General features: G+C 57.0%; 15 protein-coding genes. 5 read left to right on the top strand and 10 right to left on the bottom strand.

The annotated features are described in order from the left end of the window. The first annotated feature begins 83 nt into the window (after positions 1-83). From NBV64_RS15035 to NBV64_RS15045, 3 genes are all read left to right on the top strand, one after another. Positions 84-338 (top strand): type II toxin-antitoxin system prevent-host-death family antitoxin, encoded by a 255-nt coding sequence (locus NBV64_RS15035; RefSeq protein ID WP_009454760.1) that lies wholly within the window; start codon positions 84-86, stop codon positions 336-338. A gap of 2 nt (positions 339-340) precedes the next feature. Further along, a complete protein-coding gene (locus NBV64_RS15040; RefSeq protein ID WP_250756047.1) occupies positions 341-760 on the top strand; it encodes a type II toxin-antitoxin system VapC family toxin in 420 nt (139 codons plus the stop codon). Between the two features lie 814 nt (positions 761-1,574). Next, entirely contained in the window at positions 1,575-4,877 is a 3,303-nt protein-coding gene (locus tag NBV64_RS15045; protein ID WP_250756048.1) for an autotransporter outer membrane beta-barrel domain-containing protein, read from the top strand. A gap of 123 nt (positions 4,878-5,000) precedes the next feature. On the opposite strand, the gene NBV64_RS15050 is transcribed toward NBV64_RS15045, so the two are convergent. The 4 genes from NBV64_RS15050 to NBV64_RS15065 all read right to left on the bottom strand — a co-directional run bounded on the left by NBV64_RS15050 (position 5,001) and on the right by NBV64_RS15065 (position 9,889). After that, complete coding sequence (locus NBV64_RS15050) at positions 5,001-5,603, bottom strand: N-carbamoylsarcosine amidohydrolase (RefSeq protein WP_425541759.1); 603 nt, start codon at positions 5,601-5,603, stop codon at positions 5,001-5,003. Positions 5,604-5,610: 7 nt separating this feature from the next. Continuing rightward, complete coding sequence (locus NBV64_RS15055) at positions 5,611-6,663, bottom strand: 2,5-dihydroxypyridine 5,6-dioxygenase NicX family protein (protein WP_045931261.1); 1,053 nt, start codon at positions 6,661-6,663, stop codon at positions 5,611-5,613. An 81-nt stretch (positions 6,664-6,744) separates the two neighbouring features. Then, the gene (locus NBV64_RS15060; protein ID WP_115634365.1) at positions 6,745-7,569 is read right to left on the bottom strand and encodes an alpha/beta fold hydrolase; all 825 of its coding nucleotides are present in this window, start codon (positions 7,567-7,569) and stop codon (positions 6,745-6,747) included. Between the two features lie 61 nt (positions 7,570-7,630). Beyond that, positions 7,631-9,889, bottom strand: a complete 2,259-nt coding sequence (locus NBV64_RS15065; RefSeq protein ID WP_250756050.1) for a xanthine dehydrogenase family protein molybdopterin-binding subunit — start codon at positions 9,887-9,889, stop codon at positions 7,631-7,633. A 400-nt stretch (positions 9,890-10,289) separates the two neighbouring features. Here NBV64_RS15065 and NBV64_RS15070 point away from each other — a divergent pair, with 400 nt between their 5' ends. Both NBV64_RS15070 and NBV64_RS15075 read left to right on the top strand, forming a co-directional pair. After that, the gene (locus NBV64_RS15070; protein ID WP_009463902.1) at positions 10,290-10,766 is read left to right on the top strand and encodes a (2Fe-2S)-binding protein; all 477 of its coding nucleotides are present in this window, start codon (positions 10,290-10,292) and stop codon (positions 10,764-10,766) included. Beyond that, complete coding sequence (locus NBV64_RS15075) at positions 10,763-13,603, top strand: c-type cytochrome (protein ID WP_250756051.1); 2,841 nt, start codon at positions 10,763-10,765, stop codon at positions 13,601-13,603. Before NBV64_RS15070 ends, NBV64_RS15075 begins: the two co-directional genes overlap by 4 nt. 155 nt (positions 13,604-13,758) lie before the next feature. On the opposite strand, the gene NBV64_RS15080 is transcribed toward NBV64_RS15075, so the two are convergent. From NBV64_RS15080 to NBV64_RS15105, 6 genes are all read right to left on the bottom strand, one after another. Beyond that, positions 13,759-14,307, bottom strand: a complete 549-nt coding sequence (locus tag NBV64_RS15080; RefSeq protein WP_009463991.1) for a DUF924 family protein — start codon at positions 14,305-14,307, stop codon at positions 13,759-13,761. Between the two features lie 48 nt (positions 14,308-14,355). Further along, positions 14,356-15,135, bottom strand: a complete 780-nt coding sequence (locus NBV64_RS15085) for an ABC transporter ATP-binding protein (RefSeq protein ID WP_250756052.1) — start codon at positions 15,133-15,135, stop codon at positions 14,356-14,358. Further along, a complete protein-coding gene (locus NBV64_RS15090; protein WP_035273692.1) occupies positions 15,132-15,899 on the bottom strand; it encodes an ABC transporter ATP-binding protein in 768 nt (255 codons plus the stop codon). The genes NBV64_RS15085 and NBV64_RS15090 overlap by 4 nt, the downstream gene beginning before the upstream one ends. Further along, positions 15,896-17,791, bottom strand: coding sequence for an ABC transporter permease (locus tag NBV64_RS15095; RefSeq protein WP_250756053.1), 1,896 nt, complete (start codon positions 17,789-17,791; stop codon positions 15,896-15,898). The genes NBV64_RS15090 and NBV64_RS15095 overlap by 4 nt, the downstream gene beginning before the upstream one ends. A 67-nt stretch (positions 17,792-17,858) precedes the next feature. After that, positions 17,859-19,076 carry an ABC transporter substrate-binding protein gene (locus NBV64_RS15100; protein WP_035273686.1) on the bottom strand — a complete coding sequence of 406 codons (1,218 nt, stop codon included), beginning with the start codon at positions 19,074-19,076 and terminating at the stop codon, positions 17,859-17,861. 417 nt (positions 19,077-19,493) lie between these two features. Continuing rightward, complete coding sequence (locus NBV64_RS15105) at positions 19,494-20,081, bottom strand: hypothetical protein (protein WP_009464005.1); 588 nt, start codon at positions 20,079-20,081, stop codon at positions 19,494-19,496. Between the last annotated feature and the right edge of the window lie 141 nt (positions 20,082-20,222).

Below are 20,222 nucleotides of genomic sequence, written 5' to 3' on the forward strand. Positions count from 1 at the left end.
ATTGATAGAAACAAGCACGAAGAAACCAAGCAACACTCAATGTAGTAACATAACTACATTCAAATACCGCAGGAGGGTGCATCATGACTATCACCACTCTTTCAAGCCGAGAATTCAACCAGGCCACCAGTGAGGCCAAAAAAGCCGCGCGCAATGGTCCCGTCATCATTACCGATCGTGGTCGCCCCTCACACGTGCTAATGACATTCCAGAATTACCTGCAACTGACCGAGCAGCGCCGCAACATTATTGATGAATTGGCCATGTCAGACGATGACGCCGACATCGACTTTGAACCTGCTCATAGCAACATCAACACTCGCCCCGTTGATTTCTGACCATGTACCTTCTGGACACCAACGTCGTCTCCGAAATACGGAAAATGAAATCTGGCAAAGCCGATGCAAATGTCACCGCCTGGATTCACAGCGTCAACGCCGCCACCCTGTACATATCCGTCATTACCGTCCTGGAACTGGAACAAGGCATCCTGAGCAAAGAGCGGGAAGATGCCGCCCAGGGAACCATATTGCGCAATTGGTTTGAAAATCAGGTGCTACCCGCATTCTCCCAAGCCACCTTGAACATTGATGCAGCGGTAGCACGACAATGTGCCCAATTGCATGTTCCAAACAAGAAGGGCGAACGGGACGCCTTGATCGCGGCAACAGCCCTGGTTCACAACATGACCGTCGTCACGCGCAACACCAAAGACTTCAAAGGTTCCCCTGTCACCCTCCTCAACCCGTGGGAAAACTGAGCCGAACAGCTCTCCAAAATCAGCAGCCCCCAGCATCCTCTATTCAGATACCCGGCCACCAGCAAATATCATCTCTTAGCAGCGTCACCATTCCGGCCTGCTCAGTTTCCCAATCCTGGCCTTGGCTGGCAGACTCGCTCCTGACTATCTGACTACTTTCCCCTCCAATTCCCACCCTCCTCGTTTCTTTTCCTCCGCCCCAGTGCCGTTTGGGCTTTAACCAGTGTCACATGTTTTCTTGTGCGGCCCGGGTACGGCTTGGCGGGCGAGTCAGGGCTCTTGCCGCGGGCAGAGTGCTGGGGCGGGATGCAAGGGGCGTGCCGTTTGAGGAGCACGCTTGCCGTTTGTCCGGGGGACAAACCGCGCTCAGAGTTCACGACCCGCCCGCCCCGGCACTCTGACAAGGGAACCCACGCGCAGCGTGGGCAAGGGACCCGCCAAGACAAGCCGTACCCGGGCCGCACAAGAAAACCATCCACAGGCCTCACGCAAAGCCCAACGGCACGTCCAGAAGAAAGCCGCCCAAAAAAAGCGACTCCCCCGGCAACCCCGCAACCCTTTAACCCAAAACTCAAAGCTCAAAGCTCAAAAGAGCAGATGCACGCCGTTTAAAAACCCCGACCAAGGGTTTAAAACCAACAATATCAATTTGACACATCTGCTATATTTTTCCGACACAGGCCAAGGCACCACCCTTCATCAGCCCTGCCCCGATGCAGCAACAATGAACGCCCCACTCTAATCAAACTGTTTCCTCTACCTCAGGGGCCATCCAGTGCAAACAATATCTCGCGCCTTCAACACCTGCTCAACAATGAAACCAACAAAACTGTGTGCCGCCCTGGCGCTTGTCATTGCCCCACTGTCTGCTCAAGCCCTGGAAGACAGAATCATAGAAAACGCCTCGGGACGCCCCGTCTTTATCGCGCGTTTTTTTGAAATTGGCGATGGTCCGTTCGACAACCAGGGCAATACATCCTACTGGAGCTGGCAAGGTCATGAAGCCTACAAAAACGAGATCGTTGACGGCTTGGGCTATTGGGCTGAAATACTCCAGACCCAAGGTAACAATCCTCCAAGCATCGTCAATATAGGTACGAGTAATGTGTCGGGCAACGCCTACGGTGGCTCACCCGAAGCCAATGACGGCCAAAGTGCGTTAACGCAAATGCAGCAAAATATCTTCGGCCTGACGCCAGCGGCAGGCACGCTGCCATTAGGTGGGCATGGGTTTTTTGGCCTGGGCACAGACGACTACGCAACAAAACCGACGCTTACACAAACACCCCAGACCGGTAAAGACAGCGTACTCCTGACGGCCATTCACGAAGTTGCTCATGGCCTGGGTATCTTAAGCAGCGTAGAAAACAGAGGCGATGACCATGACATACGACCGTATTTCACAAGCCAGCTGAGTAGCTGGACGCAACTGCTAAGGGACGACAACGGTAATCCAGCACAGGCAGGACAGAAAGTTCTATGCAATGGCTGCAACACCTCTTACGACCCTGATGCCTTCGATCTGCGGCAGGACAAGGGTTTCCTGGTCGGTGCCAATATCGAGCAAGTCCTGGCTGGAGGCCTGCAGGGCGTACCCGTCAAGATACTGGGGGAAAACGGCGACGTAGATGACAACTTCATGAGCCACATCGAACTTCGAAACAGCGTCATGAGCCACCAGAATTTCCGTAACTATTCGGGCTTCATGGAAGCTGAACTGGCCGTCCTGCAAGACCTGGGCTACACCATTGACCGGGCCAACTTCTTCGGGCGCTCGATCTACGGCGATGGCCTGAAACTGGTGAATACACAAGGCTTCTTTGCCCGCAATGCCCAGGGCACCCACTACCTTCCAGGTCAGTACAACCAATCCACTTTAGGCTTGGGCCTGCATATCTATGGCAGCAATAATCAGGTCCGACAAGCCGCTGACCTGCTGGCAGCAGGATCAGGCGGTGCAGGCATACGGGTCGATGGCGAGAACAACACCCTTGTCATCGACCCAGGCGTCAGAATCTACGCAGATGGTTTGAACGGGCGAGGCGTTCAATTTGCCTATGGTCGCGGACACACACTGGTTCATCGCGGCGATATCCAGGCTAGCGGCCCTCAGGGTGTAGGCCTGCGTTTTGATTTTGGCACCAACTCGCTAGGCAACGAGACCGAGCGACGTGGATCCTACATCCGCAGCAGCGAGGGCAGCAATGAAGCCCTGCTCCCCGAACTGAACGGCCCCCTGGTTCAACAAGCCGACATCAGCGGGCGAGTTGCAGGTCAAGAAGCGGCCATCCTGATCTCTGACAATGCCTACGTTGAGCGCATCAACCTGATGCAAGGCGCACAAATTGAAGGCGATATAGTGTCGCATTACGCAGAACGCGACGACAACAACAAGCTGCGTCTGACTACGCTGTCCTTTGGTCAGGCTGCCAACAAGATGGGCCGCAGCATTGATCAGCCCGATGCCACATTCCACTTGAGCTACGCCGGCAACATCACCGGCAAAGACAATCTGGCCCTGTCATTTGACGGCGGCACAACGCAACTGAACGGCACCTTGCAGGTTCACAGCGCCACCATCAAGGAAGCAGCAACCTTGGGCGGGAATGCCAGTTTCGATCTGGCCAGCGGCAATGCTCTGATTAATGCCGGCACCCTGGCGCCCGGCAACTCCGTCGGACGCATCAATGTAAATGGCAACTTCCAACAAACAGCAACAGGCCGCCTGTTAGCCGAATTTGATGGTAAAGGCGGCCATGACACCCTCGCCGTCAGTGGCCATGCTGACCTGGCCGGCACGCTGCAACTGACGCCCGCCGCCGACTGGTATCAAAACGCCTGGTCCGTCGACACAAACTCGTTTGTGGAAGCAGCCAGCTACAGCGGCAGCTTCGGCACCACTCAAATCGCTTCCGTATCACCCACCTTGCAATTTGACGCCGCTCCCTTGGGTAATGAACGCTATCGCTTGTCGGCCACGCGAGCCAACAATGCCTATAGCCAGTATGGCCGCGACGAGAACCAGCAAGAAGCCGGCCAAGCCTTGTTCAAACTAGCCGCTGCCGGGCCAGCAGCCACACAAGGCCTGTTCCAGGCGCTCGACTTCTCGGCCACGGACGGCTCCCAAATACCCGCTGCCCTGAACCAGATCTCACCGGCAGGCTACAGCGCTGCAATGGCTGGATCCCTGATGCACGAGCGCTCAATCATGCAAACCGCCCGCCAAGGCCTGAGCCAAAGCATGCTGCGACCCGGTACTGACTGGCAGGGCTACGCCTTGGTATTCGGTGCCAGTGGCGATCAAAACACGCGCGGGTCCATGCTTGGCTACGATGCCCACAGCTATGGCCTGATCCTTGGAGCCGGACGCGCCCTGGAGTCAGCCCCCGACTTCGCCGTGGGAGCGCAGCTGGATATTTCAGACCTGTCGGTCAAACCAGATGCCCCTTACTCCGGCAAGAGCAAAGCCACCGCGTTTGGTCTGGCTGCCCATCTGCAATACCGCCCCGGTGCTCGGGAAGGTCTTTTTGCATTCAGCGGGCTGCGCCTGGGTCTGGAACAAGCCGATATGCGCAGACAAATTGCCATTGGAGACTACCAGGCCACGCACTCGTCCGACTGGACAGGACGCAATCTGTCGATTGACGCCGGCACAGGCTACCTGTGGCAGTTGGACCCATCCTTTTCTGTCGGACCCTTTGCCAGCATGAACTATGCCCTGGTGTCCCGCCCATCGGTCGACGAATCTGGCAATGCGGCCACTCGACTTCACCTGGACAGCAAGCGCGTAGACGCCCTGCGCTCCAGCCTGGGGCTGACGGCAGAATGGAAGCGCCCCCTGGCTGATGGCAGCAACTTGGCCGTGAACGTTGACATTGGCTGGAATCACGAATGGCTGGATCGCGACCTGACTCAAGCTGCCCGTTTCGCCATTGCATCCACAGATACGACGTTCAATACCCGCAATAGCGTACTGCCTCGCGACACGATGAGCCTGCGAACTGGCCTGACCTGGCAACGCAGTGAGCGTCTGTCGATTGGCACCAGCATCAGTTCACAGTTCGGCGGCGGGTATTCATCGCTGCAAGGACAGATGAATCTGCGCTGGGCGTTTTAAAAACAGATGGCCTCACACGGACCTGAACAGCAACTATAAAAAAGCCCCCGAGAGTCGTTCGACTCCCAGGGGCACAAGTCCGACAGCCTGCCCCCAAGCGGCAGACCACCGATACTCGCTCGATCAAAGTCCGATCAACTTCATCGCTTCTTCACGCGTTGCCACGGTGGCGTACTTCTGACGCATATCGAACAGGTTCGCCTCGTGAGGGCCAATCGCACGGTCACCCACGCAATCCGATACCACCAAGGGACGGAAACCCAGTTGCATCGCATCGACCACGCTGGAACGCACACAACCGCTGGTCACGGCGCCAGCAACCAGCAGTGTTTGCACACCACGCTGGGTCAACCAAGCCGCCAAGGGCGTACCGAAAAACGCCGAAGGCACATTCTTGCGAACGATGAACTCACCGGGCGCAGGAGCCAATTCCGGCACAATGTGGCTGTTGTGCGCATCTTCGATCAGACCCAGCATGCCGGGGACTTTAATGCTGAAGATGTTGTTATCAGCGCCATCATCGGCGTACACGATACGCGTATGAGCCACCGGCCAGCCCTGTTCACGCGCCGTTGCCAACAGCTTCTGTGTGTTCTCGATAGCTTCAGGAATATTGCCGCCACCAAACACGGCAGGATCCGCAAAGCCATTCACCAGATCAATAATCAACAAGCCGTAAGGAGCTTTAGGCTCCAGCGTCGACCCAAAACCTTGTTGAGCGTACACCGCTCCTTCATTCGTACTCACCAACGCCTCCGTCCAGTACTTTGCCGTCACGCACGACAGCGCGGCCATCCAGGCTGACCGTGCAATTGCGCAAAGGAATATCAATGTGGCATGCGGTTGTGCGCTTGCCGCCAGCTTCATTGTTCGGGCCCAGGGAGAACAGGAAGTTACCCTCGAACGCACGCGCATCCATGCCAATGGTGTTCTCACGCGAGTACAGACCCAAGGTGGACCAGTGAGCGCGTGGCTGCAAACCCCAACCAATGTGGGAAATGGCATAACCTTCGGGATCGTTGAAGGTCTTCATGTATTCGTCCAGCAGCTCGGCTTCGATACCACCTTCAATCTTGGTGGCATAGCCGTTTTCCACGGTCAGAATGATCTGCTCGGTAGAGTATTTCTTCTGTGGCAACAGGATGTCGCCCTTGTCGATCACGATGGTGCCGTTAGTGCCCAGCTCGTTCGGCCAGGTCAGCACAAAACCGCTAGGCCAGTGGTCCCAACGACCGGGCTCATCTACAAAACCGTATTCACGAATCGCGGGGAACTCACCCAGCGGGCAACGCAAGTTGGTGCCAGCAGGAGACGTAATGCTCATTTCCTTGGCAGCCTTGATCAGGGCTGCGGCTGCCGTCACACGCGCACGATCCGCCTCCGTTGGCACCGTGCGAACCAGAATTTCTGGTGGCTCCACCGCCAGCAAGATCTTGGTACCCGACTTCAGAATGTCGATCTGCTCGGGCGAGAACAACAGGGTCATCAAGTCCAGCACCAGATCACTGGCCTTCAGGGCTGCAATCGCTGCTTCGTTACCCGTCAGCGGGGTCGTACCCAGGTAGGCCAGCGAGTCACGGCTCAAGGCTTTTTCCGCGTTGACCGGCAACAAGTCCAGGCGATTCACAATCGCACCCATGGACTGAGCAGCAATCTGCGCACACTGCATGGTTTGCGGATGCGTGGTCGAGCTGGTCAGCAAGGTCACGGTTTGACCGGCCTGCAGCTTGGACAGGCGTAGCACTTCTTGCCATGCCTCGATAAGTTGGTAATCACTAACTGCCATCTTGTCTCTCCTTGTGAAAGGTTCCGACACTGACGCGGAACCTTTGCATCACGACGGGCCGCCCATGCGGCCCTTTCAACATCACACCAAGCGCTGGCCCAGGAAGTCACCGAAAGCTTCGTAAAAGCCTGCTTCGTTATCCCAAGGAATCATGTGACCGGCATCAGGCACGCGAACGTGCTGAACGCCAGGGGCCAGCTGCTGAATCTCGGCCACATCCTCGTCACGCACCACGTCACCACGCTCGGCTGTCATTAGCAAGGCAGGCACGGTCAAATGCGGGAAGTCGACATGAATATCGTCGGTATGAAAGCCCTCAAAGCTGGCCAGAATCGCAGGCTCATGGCAGGTGTGCAGCCACTGGGCACGCAATTGCAATTGCTCTTCGGTCCAGGTCGGGCAAAAGGCACGCATGTCTTCTGCGGTGCAGCCTTTGCGAGCCATCGCCATGGAATCCACGTACCAGGGCAACTTGGAGGGATAAGCGCGACGACCTGGGCCGGACACTGGCGGATCAACCATCACCAGACGGTTCAGGCCATCGCTGTTCTTGTGAGCGGCACGCAAACCAATGCGGGCACCCATGGAGTGACCGACCACGATGTAGTCCTTCAGGCCCAGCGCCTGAGCCAGTGCGATCAAGTCATCCGCCTGCGCATCCAGGCTGTAATCCATACCTTCAGCCGCTTCGCTCAAACCGCGACCACGTACGTCCTGAATGTAGGTATCAAAGTGCTTGCCGAACTGCTCGCCCACAAAGCCCCAGGTCACAGCCGGACTGGTGATACCAGGAACAATGATGACGGCTGGGCGCTGATCGCGACCCTCGCTGGAACCACCGTAACGCAAGTAATGCTGACGAATGCCATTGGCATGAACATGGCCGCCGTAAAGAAAGGTACTCATTAATCTGTCCTTGGATTGAAACCGTCAGGCCCTAAGCCCGACCCATGAAAACTGCTGCTGCCTAGGCCATTTGAGTCGTAGCAGCCAGCGCGGCCCGGACCACATCCGGTGTAAAAGGCACCTGCCGAAAACGTCGGCCAGTTGCATCAAACAAAGCATTGGCAATGGCCGAGGCACAGGGTACGGAGGCGGATTCGCCCGACCCCATAGGCGGCTCGGACTGCCTGTCCATCAAAATCACCTCTATGGGCGGGATACGTGGGAAATCAACGATGGGATAGGCGCCCCACTCCGCACTGACCACGCCCTGTGCGTTAAAGCGCACCTGTTCATACAACGTGCGGCTCAAGGACTGAATCACATTCCCGTGAATCTGGTGGCGCACACCGGCCGGGTTCACCATCTGCCCGGTATCCTGACCCACATAAATCTTCTGCACGTCGATCACGCCCGTTTCTATATGGACCCGCAAATCCAGTAACCAGGCTGACCAGGCCGCCCCGAAACCAGGGAACTTGCTGTGTATATAACGGGCATACGACAGACCACGGCCATACAAATAGCCCTGCTCATCCGGCTGCCCGCGCGAACCACGCTGCCCAATCTGCCAGTGCCCCTTATCCGCCACCGCCTGCAGCAGCTCCTGAGCACGTTCATCCTGATCCAGATAACGCAGGCGATAGGTCAAGGGGTCCACACCCGCTTCCACTGCCAGCTCATCCAGAAAGCAGTCATGCGCAAAAGAGTTGGGCATGGCCGACACGCCGCGCAACCAGGAAGCGCGCACAATCGCGGGCATGTCCTGACACACAATGCGCTGCTTGGGATAGCTGTAAGGCGGTACTGCCGTGCGATCCCCCATTTCCAACTGACGGGGGGCCGCCGACTCCCGCCCCGTCAGCAAGAGCGCCAGGTTCGGCGCATCGTTGGAGGGGTAATGGGTCACAAAATCGTAATGACGCAGTTGCCCTTGGGCATCAATGGAGCCTTCGACATCCATCAACTGAGCAGCGCCTTTAGGCTCCCAGCCGTGCTCTTGTTCTCGCGTCAGTTGCACACGCACCGGCGCACCTACGGCTTGGGACAAGAGCAAGGCATCCGCACACACATCGTCAGCACAATTACGGCCATAGCAACCGGCCGCTTCGTGACGGATGATCTCCAGACCGGCCTCGTCCTCGTCCAGCAACTGGCTCAAATGAACGCGCAACATATGCGGGTTCTGCGAGCCTGACCAGATCCGGCTATGACCGGGCTGATAGTCCGCCACCGCGCAAGACGGACCAATAGAGGCATGGAGTTGAAAAGGCCAGACATAGCTACGCTTCAAGCGTTTGCCTTCTGGCGGCAGCTCGTCAAAATCCGGCCCTTTATCGGCCAGCAAACGCTCTGTCATGGGCTGACGACGAATCAGCTGCTCCAGATTGCTCATATCCTCCAGCGGAGGAATCGCTTTCCAGCGCACTTTCAATTCGCGGGCAGCACGCATGGCGTGTTCTTCACGACGCGCGACCACACCAATAAAGTCGCCAATCACCACGACTCGCACATCGTCGCCAATATGACGGATGGACTCCTCGTCCACGGACTCCAGACTGCGACCGATGAAGTCGCCGCTATCACGCCCTATATAAGGAGGACGCACAACGCGGCCATGCAACATACCGGGCACGCGCACATCGTGCACATACACCCACTGCCCTGCGACCTTGCCCGGAATATCGACACGCGCCTGGGCTGTCCCTACAATGCGCAATTGTTCGGCCGGTTTGGTGGGAGTTTCTTTATCCAGATAGGCCCGCAGTTCCAGACCCTCCAGCAGTTTCCAGTAAGTCAGGCTGCGCCCGTCCGGGGCAATGATGGTGCCGTCTTCCACGCGTAATTGATCGGCAGGCAGTGCCCAGCGTTCTGCGGCTTGTGCCAGCAGCAATTGACGTGCCTGAGCCGCCGCCTTGCGCAGCGGTACAGCATGAATCTGAATCGAAGCACTGGCGATGGTGGGGCCTTGATTGGGCACCGCATCGGTATGACCCAGCACCATTTGCACGCGTGCCATGGGCACATCCAGCTCGTCGGCCACAATCTGACTCAGTGCAGTTTGAATGCCGGTACCCAGATCCACGTGCCCATTAAAAGCGCGCACCCAGCCCTGTTCGGACACGGCGACAAAGACATCGTCGTGCGCCTGCAAATACTCGGACACCACGCCGGGCTGGCCGGGCGAAGGCTTGGGAGGCCGCGCCGGTGCCGCTAAAATCAGCAAGGTGCCAGACGCCCTGAGCAAGTCTTGCTGCTGGTGGCGCGGCGCATCGTAAGACATCACACTCTCCTGGCTGGGCTTGATATAAGGGGCTGGAAACCGGCCATCAGGGATCCACCCCTGAAAACCTGCCTGAAACGCCCCCTGGCAAAACATTGATTACTAGCGTACACGCCCTAATAAAAACAAATGCCGTGCGCTTCAACCCATTTATCGCAACTACTATAAAGAGAAAATCAAGGGCTTAATAATCAGTGTAAACCCTATATTAAATAAGATTAGACCGAATTTCGAACGCCTTCCCAGGAGGGCTTTGATTGATACCTCAAGGGAGTAGTAGAATCTATTTACTCGATAAATTAAAGTGTATACACTTAATTTAAGCATATCAATACCGAGCTGATAAAAGCACCGCACACGCTGTCCGACAACAAGGTGCGATCTACCAAAGGTGAAACCCATGAACCCTTGTACTCGCCCGCATACTTTGCGGGTCAATCAAGAGACCCACATCATCGAGGTGGAACCCGATACGCCGCTGCTTTATGTATTGCGTAACGACCTGGAACTGAATGGCCCCAAATTCGGCTGTGGCCTGGGTGAATGTGGCGCCTGTACGGTGCTGGTCGATGGTGTGGCCGCCCGCTCCTGTGTTGTGCCTGTCAGCCTGGTAGAAAACCGCCAGATCACTACCTTGGAAGGCTTGGCCCGGAACGGCCAGCCTAATGATGTTCAGCAGGCATTTATTGACTGCCAGGCCGCACAATGCGGCTATTGCCTCAATGGCATGGTCATGACCGTGCAGGCCCTGCTAGAACGCAATCCGCAAGCCACCGAAGAGCAAATTCGGGACGAGCTGCGCTATAACCTGTGCCGTTGCGGCACGCACGTAGAAATCATGCAAGCCGCTGTACGCGTCGCAAAGGCTAGGCCATGAGTCATTCAGTACAAGACCTTTCCCGAGCGTTGTGGCCGGAACTGCCTGATGGCACCAGCCTGCTGCATGGCGCTGTTGTACGCCCTCCTTACTGGTCCTACGAAAACGGGCAGTATCTGGGTGCTGAATTACAGACCGTAAACCAGCAGGCCGCCCTGCAAGTGCCTGGTGTCGTGGCCTGTGTGCGTATGGGCAATTTTCTGGGTGTGCTGGCGGTGCAAGCCGAGCAGGCTCAGCAAGGCGCTGCTTTGCTGGATGCACGTTGGGCTACGCCCGTAGCGGCAAACCAGGCTACGCTTCCAGCGAATGAGGATGTTGCTGCTACGCTTAGCACCCCCGATCAAAGCTATGAATGGCAATCTGCCGCCGAGCATCAGGAAACTGCCTGGGCCCGTGCCTGTTATCACGACAAACAGCTTTATGTTTGGGCGCATACGCAGCGCCCCGCGGCCCTGCTGATTGAGCTGCAAGCCTTGAGCGGCCTGCCCAGCGAACAGATCCATTTGCAGGATATTGCCGGCAATCAGGCCGATGCTTACGACTGTGCCATGGATGCGGCAGTCATGGCCTTTGGGCGCCCCCAGGCCGTACAAGTTCGTGCCAGCCACAGTGCAGACATCATTCGCCTGAGTGTCTTTAAAGGCACTGCAGAGCCAAACGATCTGAATGCCCATTTGCGGGCCACCCGCTGGCAACTGAATACCTTGTCCGGTGCGCGCCCTTCTCTGGCGGCCATTCTTTGCGGTCAGCCAGGTTTGCCCAGCAGCGGCCCGGCCGTAAAAAACGATTACTTCTCCGCCCCTACACCTAACTATGATGGCGCAGCCGCCAGCAGCGACCCCGACAGCTTGGCCCAGGCCACGATCTTTGCTCAAGAGTCGCAGTTCGATCAAGACTGCCACAGCCTGGGACTGGACCCCTTGGCGGCACGACTGGAACAAGTCAGTAGTCCCCAAGGTCGAGATCTGCTGCAACGGGTTGCCGAACAGTCGGACTGGTCCGAACCCTTGCCCGCCCATCAAGGCCCTTTACGCAAGGGTCGCGGGCTGGCCTACAGCCATATTGTTGAACACGTCCCCGGGCAAGCGGCACGCGAGCAGTGGTCCGCCTGGGCCGTGGATGTTAGCGTCGATACCCGCCAAGGCACACTCAGCATAGACAAGCTGACCATTGGCCACGACAGCACCGAGCTGGGCACTCCCGAGCAGGCCACGGAGTCCACGCCTGCCTTGGCCGACCGACTGAGTCGTTGGGCGCAGCAACTGCTAAACAACGGCGTGGGCAAAGGCGGTGAAGGTCATAGCGACAGCCCCGTCAAAGAAACAGCCGACAAGCCAGCCGTTCAGCTGGTCAAACGGGAGTCTGCTGTAGGCCAGCCTTTGGCCTGGAATCAGGGCGTGGAACTGCCTGCCGCTGCCGCCATTGCCAATGCAATTTTCAATGCCAGTGGCATACGTCTGACCAGCGCGCCTTTTAGCGAACAGTCTTTGGCACTGGGCTATCAGGCCGATAAGACAGGCAGCAGCAAAAAACGCAAAGCCTGGTGGGGTGCCTTGGCCGCGGTCGCCACCGGCACAGTCTTGAGTGCCCTGCCCTGGCGACCTGCCATTGCACCGGTCGGCCAGGTGGATACCTCCATCTTTTCAGAGCTTGCCATCGAACGCGGCCGCCTGGTTGCGATTGCGGGCGACTGCATGGTCTGCCACACTGCTGAAGGCGGCACACCCAATGCGGGCGGTCTGGGTTTGGATACGCCTTTTGGCACGATCTATACCACCAACATCACCCCGGACAAGGAAACCGGCATAGGCAGCTGGAGCTACAAAGCCTTTGAACGCGCCATGCGCGAAGGTATTCATCAGGACGGTCGCCACCTTTACCCGGCCTTCCCTTACACGGCCTTTGCCAAGATCAGCGATGAGGACATGCAGTCCCTGTACGCCTACTTGATGACGCAAGAGCCGGCGAAATCCGAAGTGCCTGAAACCAAACTGCCCTTCCCCATGAATATGCGGCCTTTGGTAGCGGGCTGGAACCTGCTGTTTCACCGTGATCCGAATGCCTACGTGCCGGACCCCACGCAAACTGTGCAGTGGAACCGGGGAGCCTATCTGGTCAATAGCAGCGGCCACTGTGCCGCCTGCCATAGCCCGCGCAATATGCTGGGTGCCGAGAAAGGGGGTGAAGCGAATTTCCTGGCCGGTGGTTTTGCGGACAACTGGGAAGCGCCTGCACTCAATAGCTTGTCCAAAGCCCCCATTCCCTGGACAGAACAGGAGCTGTACCAGTACTTGCGTACCGGCTATTCGCCCCGACATGGCGTAGCAGCAGGACCAATGGGACCGGTAGTAGCAGGCCTGGCAGAGCTGCCTGAGTCCGACGTCCGCGCCATGGCGCATTATCTAAGCAGCCTGAACCCGGTCAAGAGCGAACAAGAACAAACGCACGCCGCCCAGGCCGCGCTTTTGGAGCAGAACAGCCGCAGCAATAAGGAAGTGATGTTGATGCCGGGTGAAAACCTGTTCAACGGCGCTTGTGCTGTCTGTCACGACCCGCGCGGTGGGCCGGTGCTATTTGGTGCCCGCCCGTCCCTGGCCTTGAACAGCAATCTGCACAGCGAGCATCCGGACAATACGATTCAGGTATTGATGCACGGCATTACCCGTCCGGCACAGCCTGCTCTGGGCTCCATGCCCGGTTTCAAGAACAGCATGAATGACGAGCAGATGGAAGATTTGCTGAACTATATGCGAGCGCGTTTTGCTCCGGACAAACCGGCCTGGACAGGACTGAAAGACAAGATTGCGACCATCAGGGAACAGAAGGGACACTTGTAGACGGGGGGTGTCCGCAGAGAGTGTTTGGACGCGCGGCAAACGAAACAAAGGCGGCTTCAAGTTTTCACTTGGCCGCCTCTGTTTTATGGTGCATCGCCTTCAGACTTGGCCCAGGCCAAGCCCAAGATCCCAGCCTGGCCCGGACTCAAAACCCATCAGCCGGAAAAACCACCAGCCTCCAGGAACTTCTGCTCCTCCGCAGTCGTAGTACGCCCCAGGATCGAATTACGGTGCGGGAAGCGCCCAAAGCGCTCCACCACATCCAGATGCTCCTCAGCGTGGTCCAGCCAGGGACGGCCAATTTCCTGATTCAGACGCACGGCCTCTTGCTGATCGGCCAGGTTCTCTGCATGGGAATACGGCAAGTAGCAAAACACCCGACGCTCCACCGGAATCTGTTTATCCAGCCCCTTGGCCACCATTTCCTTGGCAATCGCCAACCCCTTCTCATCGGTCGCATACATGCGCGTGGTATTGCGAAAAGAGTTGCGCGGAAACTGATCCAGCAGAATCAGCAAGGCATAGGCTCCTTCTGCCGTCTGTGCCCAATCATCCAGCTCGCCCTTGGCCGCACGTTCGTGCCAATCCAAAAACCGTTCGCGAAATTCCCGGTCAAAGTCATCGGACTTGCGAAACCATTTCTCTGGCCCTGATTCAATCCAGAAATCAATCACTGCCTGAGGATTGGGACTTGCATCTGCCATGGTGTTCTCCTGAAGCCGGTCTGGCCTCCATTACTGGGAGGCCCAAAGTTAGACGGACAGGTAAGTGCGCCGCACTTGCTCGTTGGCACTTAATTCCTGCATGGCGCCACTGTACCGTATTTGCCCCTTTTCCAGCACATAAGCCCGATCCGACACCAGCTCGGCAAAATGCAAATTCTGCTCGGACAGCAAGATGCTGACTCCGGCCTGCTTCAGCTCCAGAATCATGTGCACCATCTGCTCCACAATCACGGGAGCCACGCCCTCGGATGGTTCGTCCAGCAAGACCAGATAAGGATTGCCCATCAAGGTGCGCGCGACGGTCAGCATTTGTTGCTCGCCCCCGCTCATCTGCCCACCGGGCCTGTCCTGCATTTGACCCAGATTCGGAAACAAGCTGTACAAGCGCTCGGGCTGCCAGTGCGGAGCTGCTGTACCATCGGGCCAGCGCCGTGCTGGCTGACGTCCCACCTCCAGATTTTCCGTGACGCTCAGGTCGGTAAAGATACGCCGGTCTTCGGGCACAAAGCCCAAACCCGCACGTGCGATTTCAAAGGGCTGCTTGTCGTGAATGGCCTGGCCCATGAATTCAATGTGACCGTCGCAGCGCTCCATCAAACCCATAATGGATTTCAAGGTAGTGGACTTGCCCGCGCCGTTACGCCCCATCAAGGCGACCACTTCACCACGTTGCACGTTCAGTGACAGGTCAAACAAGATATGCGCGGCACCGTACCAGGCATTCAAGCCATCCACACTTAGCAAAGGCTGCTTGTCGGCCACGCCTGTGGCAACTCGCTCAGAACCGGCTACTAAATCTTGCGTCATGCTGGCTCCTTATTCTCGAATGTTTTGCCTGTGCCAAAGTACACCTCCTGCACCTTGGGATGCTGACGAATATAGTCTGCATCCCCTTCTGCCACCAGCCGACCACGGGCCAGCACCAACATGCGGTCCGAGTGCTCGAACACCACGTCCATGCTGTGCTCGGTAAACAGCACACCCATATTGCGTTCGATCACCAGTTTTTTGGTCAGGCGCATCAGCTCATTACGCTCTTTGGGTGCCATGCCTGCCGTGGGTTCGTCCATCAGCAAAAGACGGGGGTCGTTGGCCAACGCAATCGCCAGCTCCACCCGCTTCACGTCCCCGTAAGCCAGCTCGCTGCAAGGCCGTTCGGCCTGCGCCAGCATGCCTACTTGATCGAGCAAATCCAGCGCACGAGCCCGTTCGAACTGAGCCGCCCGACGCCAGAAGGAAAACAGTTTTTTCTGATGAGCCAGCAAGGCCATCTGCACGTTTTCCACCACCGTCAGGGACGCAAAAGTTGCGGCAATCTGAAAGGTACGGCCCACCCCCAAGGCAGCAATCTTGCGCGGGGCCAGCCCTACCAGTTCCTGATCGCCCAAACGCACTGACCCGGCTGTAGGCGTCAATTGCCCGCCCACCATATTGAAGGTGGTGGTTTTGCCAGCCCCATTGGGGCCGATCAGGGCCAGGAACTCTCCGGCCTGCACATCAAACTCGATACCGTCTACGGCAAGATTGCCGCCAAACGCTTTTTTAAGACCTCGTACTTGCAGCAAACTCATGACGATGCCTCCGGTGCTACGCGGCGATGTGCCCAGCGTTTGAAAAAGCCGGCAATACCCTGCGGGAAAGCCAGAACCAGCAGCAGAATCACGCCACCAAACAAGGCGCGCCAATACTGTGTAATGCCCAGGAAGAAGTCCTGCAGCAACGTGAATACGGCTGCACCCACCACTGGCCCAACCAGAGTTTGCAAACCACCCAGCAAGACCATGACCAAGCCATCCACGGACTTGTTCACTGCAATCACTTCAGGCGAGACGCTACCTTTGGAAAAGACAAACAAGGCACCGGCCAGACCGGCAAACGTACCTGCCAGAATAAAGGTCAGCCACTGCACGCGCTTGACGGGGATACCAATGGCCTCGGCCCGCAAGGCCGAGTCCCGGCTGGCACGCATGGCGTAACCAAAGGGGGAGAACAAGATGCGACGCAACAGGAAGGCCGCTGCCACCACCAGCAGCAAGGCAAAGTAATAGTAGCGATCACCCGACAGCCACTCCGCAGGCCAGATACCGACCACGCCATTGGAGCCACCCGTAAAGCTGTCCCACTGATACACAATCGACCAGATAATCTGTGCGAAAGCCAAAGTCAGCATGGCCAAGTAAACACCGGACAGACGCACGCAGAACCAGCCAAAGATCAGCGCACCCAAGCCTGCGACAGCTGGAGCCAGTACCAGGGACCAGCCCATGGACAAGGCCGCCGCTTTGAACAACAGAGCAGCCGCATAAGCGCCTAGACCAAAGTAAGCAGCATGACCAAAGGAGTTCATGCCCCCTGGCCCCATCATGAAATGCAGGCTCAAGGAGAACAGGGACAAAACCAGAATATCCAGAGCCAGCACGGGCGCATACGGGAACCAGTCGCTCATCAAAGGCAAGGCCGCCATCACACCCAGAACTACCAGCACCATGACCTGGAACGCTCCACTACCAGCACGAAGAGGCGCTTCGATAGGGGCCGAGTTACGGCTGACGGCTTGAGCACGTCCAAACAAGCCCCAAGGCCGGAACACCAGCACCACGGCCATGAAGATGAATTCCACCACCAGCGTCAACTTCGGAAAGGCAAAGTCCACACCAAAGAAGGTGACCGTGCCCAGCGCAATACACAGGGCCTTCAATTCAGCGACGATCAGCGCAGCCACGTAAGCACCGGGGATGGAGCCCATGCCACCGACCACCACAATCACAAAGGCATCCCCAATCACGCTCAAGTCCAGCAGCAGATTGGCGGGCTGACGCGGCAATTGCACAGCACCACCCAAACCCGCCAGGAAGGCACCCAAGGCAAACACACCCGTAAACAACCAGGCCTGATTCACACCCAGCGCACCCAGCATTTGTCTGTCGTGGGTCGCGGCGCGCACCAGCACACCCCATCGGGTACGGGTCAGCAAGAGCCACAGCAAGCCCAGCACCACCGGACCGATCACGATCAGCACCAGGTCATAGACTGGAAAGAAGCGACCTGCAATGGAAATAGAACCGTTCAAACCCGGAGCCAACGGTCCCAGCAGATCTTCCGGCCCCCACACGGCCAAGGCCCCGTCATTGATCACCAGCACCAGGGCAAAAGTGGCCAATAACTGGAACAGCTCGGGCGCTTTATAAATACGCCGCAGCAGCACGATCTCCAGCACGGCTCCCAAAGCGCCGACCAGCAAGGCCGCCACAATCAAGCCTGCCCAGAACCCCAGCGCCGAGCCCCCCATGAACTGCACGGTGGAGTACGCCATGTAGATGCCCAGCATATACAGGGAACCGTGTGCAAAGTTGACGATGCGTGTCACCCCGAAGATCAGGGACAAACCCGCCGCCACCAGGAACAAAGACGATGCCTCGGCCAGCCCGTTAAGGAACTGCACCCATAAACCCGATAAGGCCATTACTGCCTCGCGTCAGAAGTGGCGCACCAGACGGTGCGCCGATCTACGAAATACTGCGTTCCTGGAATTATTGATTGGCCGCGGCAGGACGCCACTGGCTGACTTGCTCATCCGTAGGCTGTACATCTTTGCCATCGGCGTAACGGATATTGGTCATGATGCCCTTGCCGTCTTGTTTGGCCAGCACACCCACATACGCCCCCTGGGTGGATTGCTGATCTTGCGTACGGTAAGTAATGGGGCCAAAAGGTGTGACCACATCCAGACCACGGAAGGCTTTGATCATGGCTTCCGTGTCGGTAGAACCGGCTTTTTCAATACCGGCGGCAATCGACACAATCGTGCTGTAACCAATAATCGTGCCCAGGCGAGGGTGCTCTTTGTACTTGTCCTGATAGGCTTTCAGGAAGGCATTGTGCTCGGGCGTGTCGATGGCGTACCAGGGGTAGCCCGTCACAATCCAGCCTTCCGGCGTTTCTTCACCCAAGGGGTCCAGGTACTCCGGCTCGCCCGTCAACATGCTGACCACCGGCAAGGCGGGACTGAAGAACTGGCGCTGATTACCGGCACGAACCAGACGAGCCAGGTCGGACGCAAACAGTACGTTAAAGACCGCATCAGGCTTGGCTTCGGACAAAGCCTGCACCACGGCACCGGCATCGACCTTGCCCAGCGGGGTAGCCTGTTCAGCCACAAATTCAATATCGGGCTGGGCTTCTTTCATCAAGGTCTTGAAAGTGGCCACGGCGGACTGTCCATACTCGTAGTTGGGATACACAATCGCCCAGCGCTTCTTGTTCAGCTTGACGGCTTCGGGCACCAGCATGGCTACCTGCATATAGGTAGAGTTCCGCAGGCGGAAGGTGTAGCGGTTGCCATCGGCCCAGACGATCTTGTCGGTCAACGGCTCGCTGGCCAGAAAGAATACTTTTTTGTGTTTGGCAAAGTCGGTAATGGCCAGACCGATATTGGACAGGAAGGTCCCGGTCAGCACATCCACTTTTTCACGCGAGATCAATTCCTCGGCCGCACGTACCGCATCGCCGGGATTGGAGTTGTCATCCTTGATGATCAATTGCAGCTGCTTGCCGTGAATTCCCCCGGCCTGATTGATCTGCTCAACCGCCAGCTCCATCCCGTTTCGATAGGGCCCCAAAAACGCGGGCTGGGATTTATAGCTGTTCAGCTCCCCGATCTTGATCACCCCCTCGGCGGCAGCGGTGGCCCCCAAGGTTTGCAACATCATCGTTCCTGCCAGTGCTACCCCTGCAAATGTCTTGTTCATTGTCTTCTCCGTGGGCTTGTGAGGCGAAACACGACTCAGCAACTTGTCTTGTTTTAGTGATTTAAAGTGTACACATGGTATTTTTTGGAGTAAATCGGCCAAGACCTAGGGATATACCCTTGAACACTTTAAACATAAAACACAACAAGCCAGGCAGAAAGCCGTTGCAGCAAGGAGATCAAGAAGAAATGAGCAGAAAAAGTAGATAGCCTGAAAAGAAGATAACTACCGATATACAGTGACTACACTTAATAAGCCCAAAGATTAAAACGCAACCACCCCGCCTGGTTCCTGCACGCGCCGAATCATGGTTTTCATAAACTGCTCCATCATATCCGGCAAAGGGGAAGCAAACGGCTAAAAATGCTAGAAAGGCTTATGAGCTACTGCTCTGAAGTCACCGCACCAAAGTGGCAATCAGCCACTGCGAGTCTCGTGAACTTTCTGCCCCGCCGAGGGTAAATCGTATAACTGAGGGGTGCGCGTTGGGTTGAAGTCCTGCCATTGGCCATCACTCCAATTGCCGTTGGCCCATTCAATCGCGTAGCCCCCATTGCGCTGCAACTCACGCACCAGTACCGCTTCCTCGGCCGACCCCAGACGCGCCGCCAACATGACACCCGAAACACGATTTAAAGGCTCTTTTTCAGGCTTATGGCCACCCAGCTTCACGATGCCGCCCACCATGGCGCCGATGTAAGCCCCCAAGGCCGCAAAGGCAAGCAACAGCAGCTGAGGCCAGCTTGTCATGCTCAATAACCACCAGCCCAAGGCGATCCCCAAGACGGCCCCTAGAACGACACCCAGGATGGCACCCAAACCACCTCCTCGGGCAGCCTTGTCCAAAGTTCTGTCACCTCCAATCGGATACTGCGCATGCTGACCTCCTGGTTTAAGGTAGAAAATCTGCAGATCCTGACTTTCCAAGCCCAGCCCCTGCAGGACTCTCGCAGCTTGTTGGGCCTGATCAAACGTATCGAATTCCGCCGCAATAATGCGTTCCATAACAAGGCTCCCCAATAAATGTGTTCACCAAAGAACTAGCAAGTTTCGTTCCCAAACCCCGCTTCTACTGGGGAAATCCTCCATAAGGTTTCACTTGGAAATATCAATGCCTAAAGAATTTTGACGTTATATTCTCAAGAG

It is taken from the genome of Alcaligenes sp. DN25, from assembly GCF_023674485.1.
GTDB lineage: Bacteria > Pseudomonadota > Gammaproteobacteria > Burkholderiales > Burkholderiaceae_B > Alcaligenes > Alcaligenes phenolicus.

Excerpts from the sequence above, each read along its gene's own strand:
- NBV64_RS15035 (WP_009454760.1), top strand. The coding sequence starts at position 84 with ATGACTATCACCACTCTTTCAAGCCGAGAATTCAACCAGGCCACCAGT.
- NBV64_RS15040 (WP_250756047.1), top strand. The coding sequence starts at position 341 with ATGTACCTTCTGGACACCAACGTCGTCTCCGAAATACGGAAAATGAAA.
- NBV64_RS15045 (WP_250756048.1), top strand. The coding sequence starts at position 1,575 with ATGAAACCAACAAAACTGTGTGCCGCCCTGGCGCTTGTCATTGCCCCA.
- NBV64_RS15055 (WP_045931261.1), bottom strand. The coding sequence starts at position 6,663 with ATGGCAGTTAGTGATTACCAACTTATCGAGGCATGGCAAGAAGTGCTA.
- NBV64_RS15060 (WP_115634365.1), bottom strand. The coding sequence starts at position 7,569 with ATGAGTACCTTTCTTTACGGCGGCCATGTTCATGCCAATGGCATTCGT.
- NBV64_RS15065 (WP_250756050.1), bottom strand. The coding sequence starts at position 9,889 with ATGTCTTACGATGCGCCGCGCCACCAGCAGCAAGACTTGCTCAGGGCG.
- NBV64_RS15070 (WP_009463902.1), top strand. The coding sequence starts at position 10,290 with ATGAACCCTTGTACTCGCCCGCATACTTTGCGGGTCAATCAAGAGACC.
- NBV64_RS15075 (WP_250756051.1), top strand. The coding sequence starts at position 10,763 with ATGAGTCATTCAGTACAAGACCTTTCCCGAGCGTTGTGGCCGGAACTG.
- NBV64_RS15080 (WP_009463991.1), bottom strand. The coding sequence starts at position 14,307 with ATGGCAGATGCAAGTCCCAATCCTCAGGCAGTGATTGATTTCTGGATT.
- NBV64_RS15085 (WP_250756052.1), bottom strand. The coding sequence starts at position 15,135 with ATGACGCAAGATTTAGTAGCCGGTTCTGAGCGAGTTGCCACAGGCGTG.
- NBV64_RS15090 (WP_035273692.1), bottom strand. The coding sequence starts at position 15,899 with ATGAGTTTGCTGCAAGTACGAGGTCTTAAAAAAGCGTTTGGCGGCAAT.
- NBV64_RS15095 (WP_250756053.1), bottom strand. The coding sequence starts at position 17,791 with ATGGCCTTATCGGGTTTATGGGTGCAGTTCCTTAACGGGCTGGCCGAG.
- NBV64_RS15100 (WP_035273686.1), bottom strand. The coding sequence starts at position 19,076 with ATGAACAAGACATTTGCAGGGGTAGCACTGGCAGGAACGATGATGTTG.
- NBV64_RS15105 (WP_009464005.1), bottom strand. The coding sequence starts at position 20,081 with ATGGAACGCATTATTGCGGCGGAATTCGATACGTTTGATCAGGCCCAA.